Source organism: Ancylobacter dichloromethanicus, assembly GCF_018390645.1.
Taxonomy (GTDB): Bacteria; Pseudomonadota; Alphaproteobacteria; order Rhizobiales; family Xanthobacteraceae; genus Ancylobacter; species Ancylobacter dichloromethanicus.
In genome coordinates this window covers 12,278-32,707 of record NZ_JAHBGC010000047.1, presented here as the reverse complement: position 1 = coordinate 32,707, position 20,430 = coordinate 12,278, and the positions used below count along the sequence as shown (strand labels likewise).

The 20,430-nt window shown below is 66.7% G+C and carries 14 protein-coding genes and 1 riboswitch; of the genes, 6 read left to right on the top strand and 8 right to left on the bottom strand.

Features of this window, described 5'->3' with window-relative positions:
- Positions 1–86: 86 nt before the first annotated feature.
- On the bottom strand, positions 87–524 hold the full coding sequence (locus KHC23_RS19685) for an EamA family transporter (RefSeq protein WP_213374989.1): 438 nt from the start codon (positions 522–524) through the stop codon (positions 87–89).
- Between the two features lie 93 nt (positions 525–617).
- On the bottom strand, positions 618–2,453 hold the full coding sequence (locus tag KHC23_RS19680) for a voltage-gated chloride channel family protein (protein WP_213375073.1): 1,836 nt from the start codon (positions 2,451–2,453) through the stop codon (positions 618–620).
- Positions 2,454–2,558: 105 nt separating this feature from the next.
- Positions 2,559–2,637: riboswitch (Fluoride riboswitch) on the bottom strand.
- A gap of 230 nt (positions 2,638–2,867) precedes the next feature.
- On the opposite strand from KHC23_RS19680, the gene crcB reads away from it, so the two are divergent.
- Both crcB and KHC23_RS24790 read left to right on the top strand, forming a co-directional pair.
- Positions 2,868–3,275, top strand: coding sequence for a fluoride efflux transporter CrcB (gene crcB, locus KHC23_RS19675; protein WP_213374987.1), 408 nt, complete (start codon positions 2,868–2,870; stop codon positions 3,273–3,275).
- Positions 3,276–3,379: 104 nt separating this feature from the next.
- Complete coding sequence (locus tag KHC23_RS24790) at positions 3,380–4,087, top strand: universal stress protein (RefSeq protein WP_213374985.1); 708 nt, start codon at positions 3,380–3,382, stop codon at positions 4,085–4,087.
- A gap of 219 nt (positions 4,088–4,306) precedes the next feature.
- Here the strand turns inward: KHC23_RS24790 and KHC23_RS19665 are convergent, their stop codons facing one another.
- From KHC23_RS19665 to KHC23_RS19650, 4 genes are all read right to left on the bottom strand, one after another.
- Positions 4,307–5,656, bottom strand: coding sequence for a restriction endonuclease subunit S (locus KHC23_RS19665; protein WP_213374983.1), 1,350 nt, complete (start codon positions 5,654–5,656; stop codon positions 4,307–4,309).
- On the bottom strand, positions 5,653–7,185 hold the full coding sequence (locus KHC23_RS19660; protein WP_213374981.1) for a class I SAM-dependent DNA methyltransferase: 1,533 nt from the start codon (positions 7,183–7,185) through the stop codon (positions 5,653–5,655). Before KHC23_RS19660 ends, KHC23_RS19665 begins: the two co-directional genes overlap by 4 nt.
- Positions 7,186–7,262: 77 nt before the next feature.
- Positions 7,263–10,664, bottom strand: coding sequence for a type I restriction-modification system endonuclease (hsdR, locus tag KHC23_RS19655; protein WP_271188655.1), 3,402 nt, complete (start codon positions 10,662–10,664; stop codon positions 7,263–7,265).
- Positions 10,665–11,100: 436 nt separating this feature from the next.
- On the bottom strand, positions 11,101–11,751 hold the full coding sequence (locus tag KHC23_RS19650) for a TetR/AcrR family transcriptional regulator (RefSeq protein ID WP_213374977.1): 651 nt from the start codon (positions 11,749–11,751) through the stop codon (positions 11,101–11,103).
- A gap of 96 nt (positions 11,752–11,847) precedes the next feature.
- On the opposite strand from KHC23_RS19650, the gene KHC23_RS19645 reads away from it, so the two are divergent.
- Positions 11,848–13,443 (top strand): ABC-F family ATP-binding cassette domain-containing protein, encoded by a 1,596-nt coding sequence (locus KHC23_RS19645; protein ID WP_213374975.1) that lies wholly within the window; start codon positions 11,848–11,850, stop codon positions 13,441–13,443.
- Positions 13,444–13,600: 157 nt separating this feature from the next.
- Positions 13,601–15,019 (top strand): aldehyde dehydrogenase family protein, encoded by a 1,419-nt coding sequence (locus tag KHC23_RS19640; RefSeq protein ID WP_213374973.1) that lies wholly within the window; start codon positions 13,601–13,603, stop codon positions 15,017–15,019.
- A gap of 28 nt (positions 15,020–15,047) precedes the next feature.
- Here KHC23_RS19640 and KHC23_RS19635 read toward each other — a convergent pair whose 3' ends face one another.
- Both KHC23_RS19635 and KHC23_RS19630 read right to left on the bottom strand, forming a co-directional pair.
- Entirely contained in the window at positions 15,048–16,370 is a 1,323-nt protein-coding gene (locus tag KHC23_RS19635; protein ID WP_213374971.1) for a sensor histidine kinase, read from the bottom strand.
- Positions 16,367–17,107, bottom strand: a complete 741-nt coding sequence (locus KHC23_RS19630; protein ID WP_213374969.1) for a response regulator — start codon at positions 17,105–17,107, stop codon at positions 16,367–16,369. Before KHC23_RS19630 ends, KHC23_RS19635 begins: the two co-directional genes overlap by 4 nt.
- Positions 17,108–17,301: 194 nt before the next feature.
- Here KHC23_RS19630 and KHC23_RS19625 point away from each other — a divergent pair, with 194 nt between their 5' ends.
- Positions 17,302–18,069: an alpha/beta fold hydrolase gene (locus KHC23_RS19625; protein WP_213374968.1), complete on the top strand. Its 768-nt coding sequence runs from the start codon at positions 17,302–17,304 to the stop codon at positions 18,067–18,069.
- Between the two features lie 109 nt (positions 18,070–18,178).
- Entirely contained in the window at positions 18,179–19,936 is a 1,758-nt protein-coding gene (locus KHC23_RS19620; RefSeq protein WP_213374967.1) for a cytochrome c biogenesis protein DipZ, read from the top strand.
- Positions 19,937–20,430 lie beyond the last annotated feature (494 nt).

The following is a 20,430-nucleotide window of genomic DNA, read 5'->3' as shown; positions in this document are numbered from 1 at the left end:
GACGACGGAAATTCCCGCGACCGGCCCTCGTGAACAGGCCGACCCTACCGAGCCCGGCCGCGCGCGAATGGCCGGGAAGTGCAGCGCTAGCCCTTGTAGGCGACGAGGATCGCGCCGGCGGCGATGAGGGCGACCCCGCACCAGTTGGGAAGGGTCAGACGCTCGCCGAGGAACAGCACCGCGAACACCGCCACCATGACCACGCTGAGCTTGTCGATCGGCGCCACGCGCGCGGCATCCCCCAGCTTCAGCGCGCGGAAATAGCACAGCCACGACGCGCCCGTGGCCAGCCCCGACAGGACAAGGAAGCCATAGCTGCGCGCCGAAACCGATCCCGGCGGCTGCCATTGCCCGTTGACGGCGAGAATGGCCGCGATGGCGCACAGGATGACGATGGTCCGCACGAAGGTGGCGAAATCGGAGTTGACGTTCTCGACGCCGACCTTGGCGAAGATGGCGGTCAGCGCGGCGAAGGCCGCCGACAGGACGGCCCAGATCGGCCAGGAAAGGAACGGGTTCTTCACAGCCGACACCCCATGGACGACACTTCATGGCGACGCGCCCGCACCCCGGCCGGCATCCGGGCGCATCCGCGCCGGCCTCACGCCGCCTTCGATCTACTCGGCCGCCGCCGCCTTGGCATCGGCGACCGGCAGGGCCTCGTCGGCGACCAGTTCGCCGCCGACCACGTCCCAATGTTCCAGATGCTTGTAGACGATGACCTTGCGCTCCAGCAGCTTGCCATGGGTGCGGCAGAAGGTTTCGAGCTGGTCCCGCGGGGCGATGAGTTCCACGCACATGGTGAGGTCCGGATTGGCGATCTCGACGCCCTCATCCTGGAGCTTGCCGCCATTGCTGTAGCCGAAATGGGTGTGGTGGGCGACGGCGTTCATGATGCCGGCATCCTTGGCCTGGATCACCAGCTCGCGGTAGAGCGGGCGCGCCCCGAACAGGCGGCTGCGGGCGCCGGGCGCCTTGTCGCGCGGGCGCAGATAGATGCGGATCATGCCGATTTCGTTGAGCGTCAGCGTGTGGCGCGACATGGGATTTCCTTGGTCGATCTGGAGGAGCGGTGAGGCGGTGGAGCGGCGCAGCCGGGCGCGGCCGATGAGATCGCCCATGGCCTGGGTATTGAGTTCGTGAATGTGCCGCAGCGACGCCTCGGGCGGGATGTTGTGACCCGCCGCCGTCTTGGGCACGCCGAGGCGCTGGGCGAGATAGATGCTGGAATGGCCGCTGCACAGATAGGCGAGGAAGCAGGCGACGGCGATATAGACCGCGTGGGTCGCGCCGAACAGCTCGATGCCCATGATCATGCAGGCGAGCGGCGTATTGGTGGCGCCGGCGAAGATGGCGACGAAGCCAAGCGCCGCGAACAGATCGACCGGCGCGCCGAGGACGCCGGCCAGCGCGTGGCCGAGACCGGCGCCGATGAAGAACAGCGGCGTGACCTCGCCGCCCTTGAAGCCCGAGCTCAGCGTGATGACGGTGAAGACCGTCTTCCACAGCCAGCTCCAGTCATCGGCGCGCCCGGCGTCGAAGAAGCCGGGGATGGTGGCGTCCGCCGGATTGGGCGACCATACGCCGAGCCCGAGATATTCGCGGGTGCCGAGCGCATGGACCAGGCCGATGAGGATCAGGCCGGCGATGACCGGGCGCAGCGGCGCATAGGGACACACGGCCTTGAACGCGCTCGACGCCAGATGCGAGATCTCGGCGAAGAAGCGCGCCATGAGGCCGAAGGCGACGCTGGCCAGCGCGACCTTGGCCATCAGCAGCGCATCGAGGTGGAAGCCGGTGCCGGCACCCGCCAGGAAGGTGACGACGTAGCTGGTATGTTCGATGCCCCAGGCATGGCAGGCCCAGTCGCCGCCGATCGCCGCCATCAGGCAGGGCAGCAGCGCCTCATACTGCATGCGCCCGATGGTGAGGACTTCCAGCGCGAAGACGGCGCCGGCGATGGGCGTGCCGAACACCGCGCCGAAGCCGGCGGCGATGCCGGCCATCAGCAGGATGCGGATATCGGCCCGGTCGAAGCGGAACAGCTTGGCGAAGGCGCTGGCGATGCTGCCGCCGAGCTGAACCGCCGTGCCCTCGCGCCCGGCCGACCCGCCGACGAGGTGGGTGAGAACGGTCGATGCCAGGATCAGCGGCGCCATCCGCAGCGGAACGCCGCCGCCGGGCTCATGAATCTGCTCGACGATGAGGTTGTTGCCGCCCTCCGCCGACCGGCCGAACACTTGATAGGCCAGCACCATGACGAAGCCGGCGATGGGCATCACATAGATCAGCAGGGGGTAGTCGAATCGGGCCTGGGTGGCCTGGTCGAGTGCCCACAGGAACAGCGCGCACAGCGAGCCGACCACGGCGGACATCGGCACCACCACGAGGGTCCATTTGGCGATGCTGCGGATCTGCTGCAGGCTGAGGCCGAGAAAGCCGGGAGAAAACATCATGGGGCCGCCCTCCACGCGGCGGTGGAGCGGCAGACAGTCTGTCTGAAAACCCTGGCGGCAAATATAATGCCAGACACACGCCTACTCCTTCGCCCGCAGGCGATGTGAGTAGGAGTCATCAGCTTCTCGAACGAAGCGGTTCGGCCATCACGGCCCGGCAGAATCCATTGCCGTGATGGGCTCGTAGCCAAACCGGCGGGGGATTGTCAATAATACCTTCGCGCGCGGCAGGGGATTCGTGCCCGCAACGGCGCCATGCCCGGCCGCGCGCCGTACCATTGGGAACGGGCGCCATACGATGGTTCAGGGCGCCGAGATCAACGTAGACTGTCACCGCCCGCCCCGCCGTGAAACTCTTGGCTCAGGATCGCCGGCCGACATCCGGCGCGGAACCACTGGGAAGGGTGGGTCATGCTTTCCTATGGATATGTCGCGCTCGGGGGCGCCATCGGCTCCGTCCTGCGCTTCGGCATCAACCGCTGGCTGACGCTGCTGCTGGGCGATGCGCTGCCCTGGGGGACGATCCTCGTCAACATCGGCGGGGCGTTCGTGATCGGGCTGTTCGCGGCCTCTTTCGAGGGCAATGCCCGCTCGATCATTCCGCTTGAGGTCCGCCAGTTCCTGCTGGTCGGCCTGTGCGGCGGCTTCACCACATTTTCGTCGTTCAGCCTGCAGACATTGGTGCTGCTCAATGCTGGCGAGGCGGGCCGGGCGATGCTCAATGTCGCGCTGTCGGTGATGCTCTGCCTCATCGCGGTCAGCCTGGGCTATATGTTGCCCAACGCCGTGGGCGCGGTGACGAGGAGTATGGCCCCTTGAAAATTCTATCGGTCCTGACGAGTTCCACCAGCGTTCCCGCCGCGCTCGATGGCGCGGAGCTGGCGGCGGCGGCCCTGCCCGGCGCGTGCGTCGAGGCGCTGGAGGTGGTGGTCGATCCCGCCCATATGATGGCCTCATCCGAGGAGATCAGCATCCAGCAATTGCGGGAGCTGAGGGAAGGCAACGCCGAACAGCGCGCCCGCGCGACGCGCGAGGCATTCGACAGCTGGAATGCGCAGCGTGGCACAAAGGCCGCGCCGGTGGCGTGGCGCGCCGTCACCGGCGCCGAGACCGACAGCGTGATCAAGGAAGCGGGGGCGGATATCGCCCTCATCGTCATGGCGCACGACGCCAATATGGACGCCACCGATGCGCTGCACGCGGCGATCTTCTCGACCCGCCGGCCGGTGCTGCTGATCCCCACCGGCTGGCGGCCGGGGGCGCGACCGCTTTTTTCCCACATCGCGGTGGGTTTGACCGACGACGACACGATGCGCCGCGCGATCATCGCCGCGGAGCCGTGGCTGCGCGCCGCCGCGCGCATTTCGGCCATCAGCATCCAGGACCGCGGCGATGACGGTGCGGACCCGGCCTCGATGTGGCCGCTCCCGGCCATCACCCCGGACTTCGTCACCGTCCCGTCCTCGCATGAGACGATCGCGGCCCGGCTGGTGCAGGAGGCCGATCGCCTGAACGCCGATCTTCTGGTCGTCGGCGCCTACGGGCACCTGGAGTTCATCGAATGGCTGTTCGGCGGCGTGACGCGCGACTTGCTGAAGGTCGCCGATCTGCCGCTGCTGCTCGCCCATTAGAGCCCTTTCCGATCCGGTGGAATCACCCGACCGGAAAAACGTTCTCCAACGGGCTTTTGAGGGGGCGTCGGGGACGACCCGGCCGGGGCGCGCACCCCGGCGCGGCGCGGCTGTTGGCGGTCGGCGGCGGGGTGGCCGGACCGGACCCGCCCGGTGCCACCCCTCGCGCGCGAGGATGGCGCATGCGCGCCCTGTCCGGTGTCGAAGCGGGGGTGAGGTTCAGGCCCGGGCCTTCCGCCCGCGCTTCGCCTTCGGCGCCGCCGCGCGCTCGGCGCGGAGGCGGGCCAGCAGCCGGTCGGCGGGCTCGTCGTTCTCGTCCTGGGGGACCAGTTCGCCGCGAAACGCCTTGGCGAGGATCGCCTCGTCCAGCCGGCCCACCAGTTTCAATGCGCGTTTCGCCTCTCCCGCCAGCCGGTCGATGCGGGCGAAGGCGGAGCCGATGCGGCGGACGATTTCGTGTTGTTCTTCGAGGGATGGGGTTGGCACCCGCGTTGCCCGGACGGTCGTGCCGTTGATCTTCGGCATATTCCCAGCGGTTCCGGTAGCGTTCGCTCGAAAGTAAGCCCTAGCGGAATCACTGTTCAGAAATGCCGCTAGATACTTGGGGCTGACTTTTGTTTCGTTCGCCCTGATCCGCATCATGAGATCTGGGAAAATAAATTCGCATGGAGGGCCGTCGAAAAGGACAGTAGTGCCAAGAAGTTCAAGCGAGTTTGCCCGCTGAATGAGTATGTCATTCTCTAGCAGCCAGAATTTTGAATTCAGCGGCAACGTCTGATCGAGATACTTAATCGTGTTTTCATCTAGGCGGAGATTACCACTCGAAGTTGCCGACAACTTTAGCGACTTCAGCCCGCCTATCTTACCGTCAGCTCTCGGGGACCATCCATTTGATGGGCCATCGGAGACGAGCCGGCTGAGAGGCAGATTCTCCCAAGACCCCAGTGTCGCCCGGGGGCTCCTCCACTCTCGCGTCAACTCTCCGCTGAACGCCTTGCTGAGCACGGCCTGCTTGTAGCGGGAGACCAGGGTTTCGATGCGGGCGAGTTCGGTGCGGGCGCGGGCGGATTTCGCGTTCAGCGCCTCCAGCTTGGCCACGATGCGCTTTTGCTCGGCCAGTGGCGGGAGGGGAACCGAGAATTCGGCAACCTGCTTAGGGCTTGCGCGCATAAGCGAGCCACCAACGCCGGAAACAGTTCCGAGAAATTTAGTTCGAAAACTACGTTCAGACAGCGCCATTTTAATAAAATGTGGATCTATATTTGGATTGCGATAGACAATCCACTCCCCTGATGCGATTTGCCGGCGACCATTTGCTTCTGGAATCACCCAAACACGCCTTATATGAGGAACTATTTTTGACAGCAATACATCATTCGGCTGAACCAACTGTTTCGTTGAGCCGATATTCATACCCGGAAGTATTTCTGGTTTGCCGTCGGAAAAAGACGGAATGCTAAATAGGTCAAATTCCTCGTCGGGACAGCTGCGAGGATCAACAGTCCCAACGGCTTCTTTGACAATCTCTTTTAATCGGAGGCTGACCCACCCCCTCGGCAACTCGCTCATTCCGCCGCCTCCGGCAGCTCGTCGCCGAGTTCCGCCATCAGCGCCTCGATCTCCAGCGTCGCCGCCTGCAGATGGCCGAGAATGGCGGCGGCGATGTCGTCGGGCTCGATGAGGCCTTCTTCCGCCTCCTCCTCCGCCTCGCGCAGCCAGGAGATGTCGAGATTGTCGCCGCGCGCGGCGATGGCCTCGCGGGTGAAGCGGCGCCAGCGGCCGGCCTCGCCCTCGTCCGGGCCGCGTTCCCCGCCATGGGGGTCGGTGCCGAAGGCCTTTTCAAAGCCGGCAAAATGATCCTGCGTCAGCGGCGTGGTCTTGCCGAATTTCGGCATCTGGGCGCGCAGATCGTAAATCCAGACGGCTTTCGTATTGCCGGTCTCGGTCTTGCCCCGCGTCAGGAAGACGACATTGGTCTTGACCCCCTGCGCGTAGAAGATGCCGGTCGGCAGGCGCAGAATGGTGTGCAGCTCGCACCAGTCCATCATCATCCGGCGCAGCTCCTTGCCGCGCCCGTCCTCGAACAGCACATTGTCCGGCACCACGATGGCGGCGCGCCCGCCCGGCCGCAGCGCGCGCAGGCAGTGTTCGACAAAGGGGAGCTGGTAGGAGGACACGGTGGCGGTGACGGAGAGGTCGTCGCGCGTCGGCGCCCCGCCCGCCGGGCCGAAGGGCGGGTTGGTGAGAATGAGGTCGGCGCGGCCCAGCCCCTTGCCCTTGTCGGACAGCGTGTCGCCGAGAGCGACATGGTCGCTGTCGATATCGTGGAGATAGAGGTTCATCAGCAAAAGGCGCAGCGTGCCCGGCACGTTCTCCATGCCGTGGAAAGCGTGGCGCTTCTGCCAGGCGCCGCTGTCGGCGAGGCCGAAATAGCTGTCCGTGCCGGCCTTCATGTAGCGGTCGGCGGCGATGAGAAAGCCGCCCGTACCGGCGGCGGGGTCCTGGATCACCTCGCCGGGCCGCGGCTGCATGAGGCGCACCATCACCTCGATCAGCACGCGCGGGGTGAAATACTGCCCGGCGCCGCGCTTGGTTTCCTCGGCGTTCTTCTGCAGCAGGCCTTCATAGAGATCGCCGAACTGGTCGCGCTCCTCGGAGAACCAGTCCAGCTCGTCAATGGCGGTGACCAGCGTGGTGAGGTTCTGCGGTTCGCGGATGAAGGTGGAGGCGTTGTCGAAAATCTCCTGCACCATCTCCGGCAGCGGTCGTGAATCGGCATGGCGCTGGCGTTCCTCCTGCGTCGCGCTCTCGCCGGGCGGGCGCACCAGCGCGTCGTCCCTGCCGAGGCGGGTGCTGCTGGCGCCGAGCGTGACGAGGACGTTGCGGTAATGCTCCAGCTTGGCGAGCCCGCTGGCCGCCACCAGATCCGCCCAGCGCAGGCCCTTCGGCAGGCTGCCGGTCTCGCGGTTGCGCTCGGCCATCATCTTCAGGAACAACAGATAGGTCAGCTCGGTGACATATTGCTGGTAGGTGATGCCGTCCTTGCGCAGGACCGTGCACAGGCGCCAGAGTTTCTGGACGATGGAATTGGCGTTCATGGCGGCAGCCCGGTCGGATCGGAGAAGGGTCCTGCGCTTGTAGTCCGCGCGGCGGGCGGGTCAATGTTTCAGGCCCTTCAGGCGGCGGGCGAGGTCCAGATCGCCTCGTTGAAGGCGTGCAGCACTTCGTCCAGCGCGCCGTCGAACTCCTGCGAGATGCGCTTGAAGCCGCCCTTGTCGGCAAAGGCGCCCTGATCCAGCAGGGTCGGATCGGCCACCGGCTTGTCCTTGAGTGCCCGGCCGATGCGGCGCAGCCACTCCTTCTGCCTGCCCGTCCAGGGGCGCGAGGCCTCGATCCTGACGATCGCGCCGTCGACGCGGGTGGCATAGGGGATGAGCGGATCGCCCAAGGCCGCCTGCCGCACGAAGCCGATGATATGGGCGGCGATATCGGCATTGCGGGCGCGGCCATAGGCGGCGCGTAGCATGGATTCGGAGTAGTTTCGCTCGTCCAGCAGCCCCGCCAGTTCGGACAGTTCCTTGCGGGTGAGATCGCGCGGGCGCTGGGTGACGGCGATCAGCGCCGGCACCTGGTTCATGTTCTCGCGCACGAAGCGTTCGAAACCGGTGATGTAGTCCTCCGGCGTGGTGTTCCGGCCAAAAATCTCCTCGATCCGCAGCAGCTCGTCCTCATGGTCGGAGAGGACGACGCCGTCATTGCTGCCGGTGCGCAGCGGGCGGCGCTCCAGCAGTTCCACGGCGCGGGGATGGGCGGCGAGCCAGCCCTCCAGCTCGGCGCCGGAACGGGTGGAAAGCCGCTGCAGCGTGGCCTCGGCGCCCTCGCCGGTGTGGCGCTCGAAGCTCTCGCGGGTCTCGGCGTCCATACGCTTCACCATGGCGCGCATGCGCACGATCACCTGGCCGGCGACCCAGCTCCTGTCCTCCTCCGTCTCCGCCTTCTGAAGGTCGGCGACGAGCTGGCCGAGCGAGATGTCCGGCCTGACGACCACGGGGCGCATATCCGTCATCTCCTGCAATTCGGCATAGAGATCGACGGCATCGAAGATGCGGAAATGCTCCTTGCCGATCTCCGGGCACAGCCGCGTGGCGCGGCCGATCATCTGGATATAGAGGATGCGGCTCTTGACCCGGCGGACGAAGACGAGGTTGCAGATCGAGGGGATATCGACCCCGGTGGTGAGCAGATCCACGGTGACGACATATTTCGGGTAGGGGTCGTTCTTGAACTTCAGGATCAGGTCGTCGGCCTTCTCCACCGTGCCGGTGATCTTCGCCACCATGCCATGGGGCACGGCATTGGTGCCGTATTCCTCCCGCAGTTGCTCGTTCAGCAGGCGCACGATGTCATCGGCGTGGGCGTCGCGGGCGGCGAAGATCAGCGTCTTGCCCGGTTTCGACGGCGGGATCTCGGTGGCGATGGCCCGGCAGACGATGCGGTTGAAGGCCTCCGAATAGACCCGCCGGTTGAAATCGGCGAGGTCGTAATCCAGCGCGACATCGTCGGGCAGCTCGAACAGATCGATCTGGCCGGTCTTGCGGTCGATGATCTCGACCTCCTCGCCGCCGTCGAAATGAATGCCGGCTTCCGAGAGCGCCGTGGTGATGCGCTTGGGCGGGGGGTGATCGTTGAGATAGCCTTCGACGACGGCCTGGCGGTAGCCATAGTGGAAGACCGGATGGCCGAAGATCTCGCGCGTGTGCAGCGCGGGCGTCGCCGTCAGCGCCACCTTCACCGCATCGAAATAATCGAGGATCTGGCGATAGGCCGACTGGTAGTCGTCGATGTCGCGGAAGCCGATATCGCTCTCGCGCAGCTCCGCATCCAGCGTGTAGCCGCGATGGGCCTCGTCGACGATGATGCAGTCGAAGGTGCCCGGCGTCGGGCGCCGGACCGGGTCCGGCTCGTTGAGGATGCGGGCGATCAGCGACTGGACGGTCGCGACCTGCACCTGGTCCTCGTCCTCCGGCAATCGCTGCTCAAGCCCCGCCACCTTGTAGATCTGGGCGAAGTTCAGCATGCCCTCGATCTCGGTAGTCTCCAGCGCGTCGGTGGTCTGTTTGCCGAGCGCCTTGCGGTCGACGAGGAAGAGGATGCGGCGGAAGCGCCTGTGCTTCAGCAGGCGATACATCAGCGCGATCGCCGTGCGGGTCTTGCCGCTGCCGGTCGCCATGGACACGAGAATGGCCCGTTGCCCGGCGACCACGGCCTCTTCGATCGCCGCGATCGCCTCTTCCTGATAGGGGCGCATCCTGCCCTTGCCGAAGCTCTCCTCGGCGAGCCCCTGCGCGGCAGTGTCGACATCGGTGGCGAGCTTGTCCAGCAGGTCCTTCGGCGAGAACCAGTTCGTCATGGCGATCGCGTGGTTGGTCTCCCGACGCAGGTCGCGATACCAGATTCCGGATTTGGTCAGCCACTGGCGCACATAGGGCCGGCCATTGGTGGCGAAGACGAAGGGCACAAGGAAGGGCTCGTCGAGGCGCTGTTTCCAGGGGCCATGCGGGTGGACGTGCTCCGAGGCCAGCAGAAGGGTCCGGGCGTAGCGTTCGGCCTGCGCGAGCGTGGACGGCACATCGAGGCTTTCGCGCTTGGCCTCTATAACGCCGAGACAGGCGAGGCCGACGAACAGGGCATAGTCGGCGCGGCCGCCTTCGCAGGGCCATTCGGCGATGGCGAGGTTGCGGCCTTCTTCCGGCCGCGCGCCCTTCTGATAGGTCAGGAGGGCGCTGTCGGCCTCCCAGCCGGCGTCGGCAAGTTGGACATCGATCAGGCGGCGGGTCTGGCGCTCGTCGAGTTCAAGGCGGCCGGCGGCTTGCAGGCCGGCCTGCCGGAACTGAGCCTGCAACTGCGCGGGCTGGGCCTCGGCCGCCTGCTGCAGTTCGGCGAGCGTACGGGAAAGCGCGGCCTGATTGGCCTCCAGTTCGACGGCGGCCTGTTCCCAGACCGCGCTGTCGGCGGTGGCCTGCCGGGCCAGCTCTTCGGCGGCTTCCCGTGCCTTGGCGAGGTCGTCGGCCGAGGCATGGGCGGCCGCGAGCTTCTCCTCCGCGTCACGGACCTGGGCGCGCAGCGCCGCAAGCTCGGCCTGTGTCGCCGGGTCAACCGCGGCGGAAGCTCTGGGCGGCACGAACGGGCCGGGCCTGAAGTTCGGATCGCGCCCATAGGTTCGGCGATACCAGACGCCAAGCGCGTGGCAGAACTTCAGCGCGGCAAGCGCCTCCGCCGGCGAACCCGCCAGACTATGGGTTGCCGCATTGCCGCTCCTGCGCACGGCATGAAAGATGTCGGTCACTTCTCGCGGCAGGACCTGCTGCGTCGACAGTCGCCGCACAAGATCATTCGTCGTCTCGCGCGCTGCCGGATCATAGAGGCCGGACAGCGCGGCGATCTCCTTGACCATGTACTCGCCGAACTGACGGCTCTTGATCAGCGACGTGTTCGCGTCGGCGGCGAAGAAACGCTCGGCCAGAGTGCCGAGGCGATGCAGCTCCGGGCTGATCTCCTGCAGATGGTCGAAATTCACCGACAACGCTGTGCCCAAACCGTTCCCAGCGGATGAGACTAGACGATGGCACAACCCAGAGGACAGCGAAAACCGTGCGGTCGTTCCGATTCTTGGCCACGACACGGACGGACGGCCTCTTCGATCGCGCTTCGGGTCCCGGTGCGGGAGTGGAACGCGCAGCGGCGGCGCAGCCGCCATCGGGGCCATGGGCGGTGCGATCACGCGATGGGCGCGGACGCGTCCGTCGTCGCGCTTGCCATAGCCCCATCCTCACAGACATTTGGGACCGCCGGCAAACCCGGGCCGGCGCGAGCGAATAAGCGGTCTAAGCTGTTGAACAACAACAGACTGCAAGCGGTCCGCGAGCAATGGCGGGCCTCGAGCGACCAAGAAGAGAACTATGTGTACGCCATAGCGCTATGATGACGTCCGCGCTTGCGGGTTCTCGACTGGATCACGCGCGCTCGTCGTCCTTGGCTGTCGCGGCGAGGAAGGCGGTCCACCGTCGATCGAACAGCGACATCAGCGTCTCCCCGTTGTCATCCTCCGCGGGTGCCAGGCGGAGACGGTTGTTCACGCCTTCGAGCAAATCGACGAGCAGGGCGGTGATCTCGGCTGGGTTGCCTGCACGCAGCACCCCAGCCTCCAGCGCCGCGCCGATCGCCTCGCTCAGCGGCTCCAGAGCCCGTTCCGACCAAAGGGCGAGGCGGTGCCGCAGCGCGGCGGACAGGGCGGCCTCCGCACAGACGGACAGATAGAACGCCGCGTATTCCCGACGGCTGCCGATCTCGACATAGCGGAAGGCCACGCGGCGGAGCGTCTCCAGCGGACCCGCGGCCTCGCCGTCGACCGACGCCGCCAGGAGTGCCTCGCGAAAGGTCCGCATGTCGCGCTCGACCACGGCATCCAGCAGAGCCTGCTTGCTCGCATGGCGGCGGTAGAGGGTGTGCTTGGAGATGCCGAGGCTCGTCGCGATTTCCTCCAGCGAGGTGTTCGCGATACCCTTCCGCCCGAACGCCGCCCGTGCGCCGTCGAGCAGCCGCGCATCCAGTGCGGCGGCCTCCTGCCGGCTCGGTCGCCCCCCTGGCCTTGCATCCTGCTTCATCCTGCCCTCGCGGCTGAAACGGCACGGAGCCGTTGCGTTTTCTGTGTCGGACTGATAACAGCACGATATCGTGTCGTTATCTAGAGGTATCGGAACGTGTCATCGATCCGCCTCGCCGGGCTCACGGGGCTTACTCCCGGCGGGCAGCCCCTCTTCGCCGGTCTCGATCTCGTCTTCGGCAAGGAGCGCACGGGGCTCATCGGCCGCAACGGGGTCGGCAAGTCCACGCTGCTGAAGCTTATCACGGGTGAACGGACGCCGGCGGCGGGGTCGGTGCACGTAGACGGCACCGTGTACCTTCTCAGGCAGACGGTCCGGCCGCCAGTCGGGCAGACAATCGCCGATCAATTCGGGGTCTCCGACGCGCTGGCTGCGCTGCGGCGGGCGGAAGCCGGCCGGGCGGGAGCGGACGAACTCGCCGAGGTCGATTGGCTCATCGAGACGCGTGTGCGGGAGGCGCTGGCCCGGATGGGACTTCAGGTGTCCGCCGACACAAGATTGGATCGATTGTCGGATGGCGAGCGAACCCGCGCGGCGCTCGCTGCCGCCCTCTTCGCCGCCCCGGATTTCCTGCTGCTGGACGAGCCGACCAATAATCTCGACCGGGCCGGCAGGCAGGCCGTCGTGGAGCTTCTCCGCTCCTGGCGGTCCGGGGCGCTCGTCGTGAGCCATGATCGCGAACTGCTCGCGCATGTCGATGCAATCGTCGAACTCTCATCGCTCGGGGCGACGCGCTATGGCGGCAACTGGGCCATCTACCGGGCGCGCAAGCAAAGCGAGGCTGACGCCGCCCAGCACGCGTTGGCCGAAGCTGACAAGCTGGTTGCGCAGGGGCGCCGCAAGGCGCAGACGGCCCTGGAACGCCAGGACCGCCGCGATGCCGCCGGCGCCCGCAAGGGCGCGCGAGGCGACCTTCCACGCCTGCTGCTGGGCGGGCGCCGCGAACGGGCCGAAGCCAGCCGCGGCGACGGATCGCGCCTTGCCGACCGCCGGCTGGCAGAAGCATCCGACGCACTCGCCGAGGCGCGCTCCAAGGTCGAAATCTGCGACACGCTCCGTGTTGTTCTGCCCTCGACGCTTTTGCCGGCGAGCCGGCAGGTCTTGCGGCTCGATTCCGTCACCATAGGCCACGAGGTGGGTCGCCCCCTGATCAGGTCCCTCTCCTTCTCCATGGTCGGCCCGGAGCGGGTTGCCCTCGTCGGGCCGAACGGCGCGGGCAAGACCTCCCTGCTGAAGCTGATAGCCGGTACGCTCTCTTCACTGAAGGGAAGCGTGGAGCTGAGCGTCTCCATGGCCATGCTCGACCAGAACGTCGCCCTGCTCGATCCCGACCTCACCATCCGCGACAATTTCGTGCGCCTCAATGCCGGGGCCAGCGAGAACGCCTGTCGCGCCGCCCTTGCCACCTTCCAGTTCCGCGCGGAGAGCGCGCTGCAGCAGGTGGGCACGTTGAGCGGCGGGCAGGCGCTGCGCGCCGGGCTTGCCTGCGTGCTCGGGGGGCCTCATCCACCCGAACTGCTGATCCTCGACGAGCCGACCAACCACCTCGATCTCGATTCGATCGAAGCCATTGAAGCCGGCCTGCGGGCCTATGACGGCGCGCTGCTCGTCGTCAGCCATGACGAGCACTTCCTGGCCAATATCGCCATCGAGCGCCGGCTGGAACTCGGCGAACAGGACCGCAGCACCTAGGGGCGCTCGCATCGTCTCCAGGTGCATTTCGTCGGGCTTTCCAGCCATCGCGGCGGGCACGGCGGGCCTAGACTCATGAGAGCCGGCGACACGGCTGAAGAACCTACCCATGGTCACGGTGCCCGGCCAGCTCGCCATCCAATGAAGGGACGCACCCATGCGTATCATCGACACGGCCTATATCGCTGGCGACTTCGTGCCGATCCAGGGGGGCGAAAGGCTCGACGTCGTGGATCCGGCGACCGAGGCCGTTATCGCCAAGGTCCGCCTGGCCAACCGGGAGGATGCGCAGCGCGCGATCGACGCGGCCTGGCGGGCCCAGCCAGAAATCGGGCGCAGCAGCAAGGCCGAGCGCATCGGGATGTTGCGCCGCCTTGAGGCTGAGCTGGCCGCCCGTGCCGGCGACATCGCCGAGGCCACCATCGCCGAATATGGCGCACCCGCCGCGCGCGTCGGCTTCGTCACCCAGTATGCCTCGCAGGTCTTCGGGTCGATGGCCCGGACCCTGGCGGACTACACCTTTACCCGGAGCATCGGCGATGCCCGCGTGCGCCTGGAGCCCGTCGGCGTATCCGCGCTCATCGCGCCGTGGAACAGCGTCGCCGGAACGATCTGCAGCAAGCTGGCCTCTGCCCTCGCCGCAGGCTGTGCCTCGGTCATCAAGCCGAGCGAGTTCAGCCCTCTGCAGACGCAGGCCGTCACGGAGGCACTGCACGCTGCCGGCCTGCCGGCCGGCGTGGTCAATGTCGTCACGGGACGCGGTACGGATGTCGGCGATGAACTGGCCGTCAACCCGCGCATCGCACGGATTTCCTTCACCGGGTCGACCGCGACCGGCAAGATCATCGCCCGCGCGGCCGTCGACGGCATGAAGCGGGTAAGCCTGTCGCTATCCGGCAAATCGGCGTCGATCATCCTCGACGATGCCGATCTCGCTACCGCCGTGCCGCTGGCGCTGAATGGCGGCTTTAACAACAATGGCCAGGCCTGCATCGCGGGAACCCGCATCCTCGTTCCGCGCAACCGCCTCGGCGAGGTGGTTGAGCTGGTGCGGTCGACGCTCGCCGGCCTGCATGTTGGGGACCCACGCGCTCCCTCCACGATCATCGGTCCCGTCGCCAGTCCGGCACAATATGATCGCATCCAGCGCTACATCGCCCGGGGGCTGGAACAAGGCGCCCGGCTCGTCGCCGGCGGCGAGGGCCGGCCGGAGGGGCTGGAGAAAGGCTATTTCGTCAGGCCCACCGTCTTCGCCGATGTGAGCAACGACATGGACATCGCGCGGGAGGAAATCTTCGGCCCGGTGCTGTCGATCCTCGCCTATGACACCGAGGAGGAGGCCATCGAGATTGCCAATGACTCCGCCTACGGCCTCTATGCCTACGTCTTTTCCGGCCAGCGCCAGCGTGCGCTGAGGGTGGCGGACCGGCTGCACGCCGGCACCGTGCTCATCAACACCCTGCGGCCCGAGTTGCTCGCCCCCTTCGGCGGCGTCAAGCAGTCCGGCATCGGTCGCGAGTTAGGCATTTTCGGCCTTGAATCCTTCCTTGAGCCGAAAACCGAGGTGGCGGCGTGACGCTGGCGTCCGCAGCAAATGCGTGCTCTCACGTCAGCCGAACCGTCGCCGCGAGCCCACCTTCCGGGCGATTGGCGAGGGTCAGCGTGCCGCCGATCGCCTGCGCCAACTGTTGCGCTATGGCGAGGCCGAGGCCGGTGCCGCCGGTATCGCGGTTGCGCGAATGTTCGAGCCGGAAGAAGGGCTGCATCACCGCGTCGATCTTGTCCGGGGGGATTCCGGGGCCGTCGTCAAGCACGGCGATGGAGGCGATCCCGTCGCTGGTGCGGCGCACCTCGATCCGCGCCTCGCCGCCGAATTTCAGCGCATTGTCGACCAGATTGGTCAGAATGCGGCGCAGGGCGTGCGGCCGGGTTGTCACCACACAATTGACCGGGCCGGCGAGGTGCACCGGTTTGCCGGTGTCCTGATAGTCGAAGGCGAGGCTCTCGATGAAGGAGCGGAGGTCGATGCGGGCCGGCCTTTCCTGATGGCCGTGAGCGCTGCGGGCATAGGCGACGCCTTCACGTACCAGCCTTTCGATCTCCGAAAGATCGGCGACGAGCTTGTCCTTCTCCGGACTTTCGTCAGTCATCTCCGCGCGCAGCTTCATGCGGGTGATCGGTGTCTGGAGATCGTGCGAGATGGCGGCGAGGATCTGCACGCGCTCCTGAAGATAGTGCGCGATCCGGTCATGCATCGCGTTGAAGGCGCGGGCGGCATGGGCCACTTCATGCGGTCCGCCTTCTTCCAGCCGCCCGGCGTCGCGACCCGGATCCAGGGTCTCGGCGGCGTTGGCGAGACGCCGCAGCGGCCGGATCGCGAGGCGCACGGCGAACCATGTGCAGAGGATGAGCAGAACAAGCTGAAGGGCGAGTACATGGGGCAGCCAGTTCGCCAACGGCATGAGACGCGGCAATATGTCGATCGTCACCACTGAGCCGTCGCCCAGCGTCACATGGGCCTGCAGATGCTCCCGCCCCTCGCCCGGAAGGCTGTCGACGCGCACCGGGAAACGGCTGCCGGCCGCCGCATTGATGGTCCGGGCTATCTCGGTGGCGCGCGGGCTCAGTTCCGGCACACCGCGCAAACCGGGACCGAGTTCGTAGCGATAGTTCTTTCGGGCCAGAACGGGCAGCCATGCCTCGCGTTCACCGGCGGGCAATCGGTCGAGAAGGGCGATGGAGGTGGCGACGTCATATTCGAGCGAAGTCAGCATCGCCGCCGTGGCGCTGGCCGTGCGCTCATAGAACAGCACGGCGAAAGAGAGCGCATGCGCCGCCGCGAGGCCAGCGAACAGGATGAGGAACAGCCGCCAGCGCAGTGTCCGCGGCAGATGCAGCAGCGCGCGCAGGCGGGCGGCGCCCTTCATTGTCGCGCCTGAGTGATCTCGACCGGCATCGCCAGCACATAGCCCTCGCTGCGCACGGTCTTGATATAGGCCGGCTCGCGCGCATCGTCGCGCAGGCGCTGGCGCACGCGGCTCACCAGCAGGTCGATCGAGCGCTCGAACAGCTCCGCCTCCCGGCCCTGCGTGAGGTTCAGCAACTGGTCACGCGACAGCACGCGTTGGGGATGGTCGAGAAACACACGCAGGAGCCGGTACTCGGCACCGCTCAAGGCCACCGCCGTGTCCTCGCCATCCAGCAGATGACGCGCCACGGTGTCGAGCCGCCACTCGCCGAAGGTCAGCAACTGCCCGGCCTCGGTGACCTGCAGGTTCGGCGGCAGCATGCGGGCGCGGCGCAGCACCGCCTTGATGCGGGCGAGCAGTTCGCGCGCCGCGAATGGCTTGGCGAGATAGTCGTCGGCGCCCATCTCCAGGCCGACGATGCGATCGGTCTCGTCGTTGCGGGCGGTGAGCATCAGCACCGGCGCCGCCTTGTGCTTGCCCGCGCGCAGTTCGCGGCACAACACCAGCCCGTCGTCCCCCGGCATCATGATGTCGAGCACGATAAGGTCGACCCGGTCGGCATCGAGAAAGGCGCGCATCTGCCGGCCGTCGGCGGCGACGGTGACGCGAAGGCCGTTCTTCCGGAGATAGCTTGAGACGAGATCGCGAATCTCCCGATCATCGTCGACGATGAGGATGTGGTCGATATGGTCCATCGCGGCTCGCTTCGATCTTTTCACCCTTCTAGCCATGGTGCGCGCGGGGTGCAGGAGAGATTTGTACCGGCATGTATCGGCTCACGAAGACGATACATGCGCCAACAACATCGTGCGGACCGGGACAACTCCCGGGTACACGAGCGCAATACGAACCCCTTCATTGAGTGCTAACCTAATGAAGGAACTCGAGCATGCTTATCCGCACGATCTCCGCCGCCATCGGCCTGGGCCTGATGCTGGCCGTCGCGCCGTTCCCGGCGTCCGCCGAAGGTATCAAGAACATCGTGATCGTCCACGGCGCCTTCGCCGATGGCTCGGGATGGCGAAAGGTGTCGGACATCCTGTCCGCCAAAGGCTACCGCGTGTCCATCGTGCAGGAGCCGGAGACCTCGCTCGCCGACGATGTCGCGGCCACCCGTCGCGTGCTGGCATTGCAGGATGGCCCGGCCGTGCTGGTCGGCCACAGCTATGGCGGCATGGTGATTACCGAGGCCGGCCGGGACGACAAGGTCGCCGCGCTGGTCTATGTCGCGGCGTTTCAGCCGGACCGGGGCGAGACCCTCGCCGCGCTCGGTGCCAGCAAGCCGGTGCCGGGTGCCGACCCGCAGGCGATCAAGGCGACGCCGGACGGCTACCTCTATCTCGATCCCAAGGTCTTTCCGGCCGCCTTCGCCGCCGACCTTCCGAAGGCGGAGGCGGATTTCCTCGCCCGCTCGCAGGTCTTCACCGCCAAGGGCGCGTTCACCACCGCTGTCGGCGAGCCGGCGTGGAAGGCAAAGCCGAGCTGGGCCATCGTCGCCACGCAGGACCGCTCGATCAATCCCGATCTCGAGCGGGAAATGGCGAAGCGGGCGGGAAGCCGGGTCCGCGAGGTGGAATCGAGCCACGCCGTCTATCTCTCGCGCCCCGAAGCCGTCGCTGAGGTGATCGCCGAGGCCGCGACGGCACCCGCGAAATAGCCCGGCGCCTTCCCGCTGCCCCGCGAATATCCCGAACCTCACCTGCCGCGTGCTGCGCGGCAGGTTCAGCCGCGCGCCCCCCAGCCCGCTGAACCCGACGAGGCCCGACATGCTGCTGTTCGCCATCTCCTATCTCGCCGGGGTGCTGACCATCCTCAGCCCCTGCATTCTCCCCGTTCTGCCCTTCGTCTTCTCCCGCGCCGGGACCTCCTTCCTGCGCGGAATCCTGCCGATGCTGGCGGGCATGGCGCTCACCTTCGCGCTGGTTGCCACGCTGGCCGCTGTGGGCGGAAGCTGGGTCGTGACGGCCAATGAGATCGGCCGCGCCCTTGCCGTCGTGGTGCTGGCGGTGCTCGGTCTGTCGCTGCTTTCCCCCGTGGTGGCGACCACGGTGGCCGCGCCTTTCGTGGCGCTTGGCATGCGCCTTTCGCCTGACCGCGAGACCGGCGAGGTGAATATCGGCGGTTCTCTGCTCCTCGGCGTCGCGACCGGCCTGCTGTGGGCGCCGTGCGCCGGCCCGGTGTTGGGCCTGGTGCTGACCGGGGCCGCGTTGAACGGCGCCAACGGCCAGACCACCCTTCTGCTCGCCGCCTATGCCACCGGTGCCGCCACGTCGCTGGCGCTTGCCGTTCTGGCGGGCGGGCGCGTGCTCGCCCTCATGAAGCGCTCGCTCGGCATTGGCGAGCGGGTAAGACAAGCGCTCGGCGTCGCCGTGCTCGCCGGCGTGGTTGCGATCGCATTCGGATTCGATACCGGGGCTCTGGCACGGCTCTCCTACGCCAGCACCGCCGGCATCGAGCAGTCGCTGTTGCAGCGTTTGGGTGCCTCCCCTCCCGGTGGCCAGGAAGGGCGCCTGGCAAGCGAGGACGCGACGGCGCCAGGCTATCGCAGCATTCTGCCGGTTGAAGGCACGCTGCCCGCGCTCGACGGTGCAACGACGTGGCTAAACTCCGCGCCGCTTTCCGCGTCGTCGCTACGCGGCAAGGTCGTACTGGTGGACTTCTGGACCTATTCCTGCATCAACTGCATCCGAACCCTGCCTTATCTGCGCGCCTGGGCCGAAAAGTACAGGGAGCAGGGCCTCGTCATCATCGGTGTGCATTCCCCGGAGTTCGCCTTCGAGAAGAAGCTGGACAATGTGAAGGCAGCGGTGGACCGTTTCGGCATCACCTATCCGGTGGCGGTCGACAATGATTTTCGCATCTGGCGTGCCTTCCGCAACAATTACTGGCCCGCCCTCTATTTCGTCGACGCGGAAGGCCGCATTCGCCACCACCAGTTCGGCGAGGGCAGCTATGAGCGCTCCGAGCAGGCGATCCGCGAACTGCTGGCCGAGGCGGCGGGCGGCCGCCCGGCACATGAGGAAGACGTGACGCCGCACGCCTCCGCTGCCGAGGCCGCGCCGGATCTCGCCGCCCTTCGATCGGGCGAAACCTATCTCGGCTACGCGCAGGCGACCGGCTTCACATCCCCGCAAGGTCTCGGCACAGACCAGCGGCGCGACTACACGATCGGCGATCTGGCGCTGAACACATGGGGGCTGTCCGGCACCTGGACCACCGCCTCCGACCACGCGCGAGCCGAGGCCCCCGATGCGGCCCTCGCGTATCGCTTCGAGGCGCGCGACCTGCATCTGGTCCTTGGACCCGCTCCCGACGACGGTCGGCCGGTCCGATTCAGAGTGACCCTGGATGGGGACCCGCCGGGCGCCGACCACGGGGCGGACACCGATGCCGACGGCTATGGGGTGATATCGGACACGCGGCTCTATCAGCTCGTGCGCCAGTCCGGCGCCGTGCGCGGGCGCCGCTTCGAGATCCGATTCCTGGCGCCCGGCGCGAACGCCTATGCCTTCACTTTCGGCTGAGGGCGCGTCGCTACCGTCGCAGACAGATCGGTCTTCATGCCGGCATGAGCGCAACGCCGGGCCTGAATACACCGACAGGCCAAGGAGAATCTTATGCGCGTCTTCGTCATCACGGCCGCGATCGTCGCGCTTGCCATCCTGCCCTGCGCCTGGGATTCCAACCCACGCGACCTGTCGCCGTTCGCGGCGATCCTCATCCATCACGACTGACAGAGTTCAGGGGCAGAGTTCAGGGGCAGGCGGAGGGTCGCTTGGCCGACCCCCGGTCTTGTCACGCCGGATCGATAGTCACGGCGGTGTTCCTCGCGTTGCATCGTGGTGGAGAAGGCATACCGGATCGACCGGTCCGACGGCGCGCCCGTGCATTCGAGACATTCACCCTGCGATTTGTATCGGAATGTGTGTCTCCGACGAAAGTCTACATGAGCTTTCAAATCCGGCCCCGTCCCACACAGGCCGGATACGCCGTGGCCTCATTTATCGCCGCACCTCAA